Here is a 574-nt window from a genome sequence, read left to right as displayed (position 1 = left end):
TGACAGAGGCTCATGCTTTGTTTCATGAGCCTCTGTCATTTTGTCTCTCTAAGCAAGCAAGATAGCTTGCTCAAGGATTAATTCTTACTTAAAAGGCTGGTTCAATCGTTCCTTTGAAAGTGCTATCAAGGAAGTCGCGAATTTCTTGGGATTGGTAAATAGAGACGAACTTCTTGTAAGCCTCGTTGTTTCTGTCGGCTTCACGAGTCGCAATAACCATAACAGCGAGAGGTGCGTCTTTGGACTCTAGGAAAATACTTTGCTTCTTAGGATCTAAGCCTGAAGACATCACGTAATTCATCGTAATAGCTGCGGCATCAACGTCATCCAGCGTTCTTGGCAGCTGCGCCGCATCCACCTCAACGAACTCCAGTTCTTTTTGATTGCTCTTAATATCGGTTAACGCGGCTTTATGGCCAACACCTGGTTTAAGCTCAATCAAGCCCGCATCAGCGAGTAGTAACAGCCCTCGGCCTCCATTAGTTGGGTCGTTTGGAATGGCAATTCTGGCACGGTTTGGTAACTCTTCTAACGAACGGTATTTATTGGAATAAATACCCATGCGCATCAAGAT

1 protein-coding gene is annotated in these 574 nt (G+C 44.9%); it reads right to left on the bottom strand.

The features are described 5' to 3' along the window. Positions 1-88: 88 nt before the first annotated feature. Positions 89-574 (bottom strand): MetQ/NlpA family ABC transporter substrate-binding protein (locus R7Q48_RS29575; RefSeq protein WP_318133937.1); only part of this gene is annotated, 486 nt, incomplete at its 5' end.

This window comes from Vibrio sp. 378, from assembly GCF_033339435.1.
This window is presented reverse-complemented; position numbering and strand designations above follow the sequence as displayed.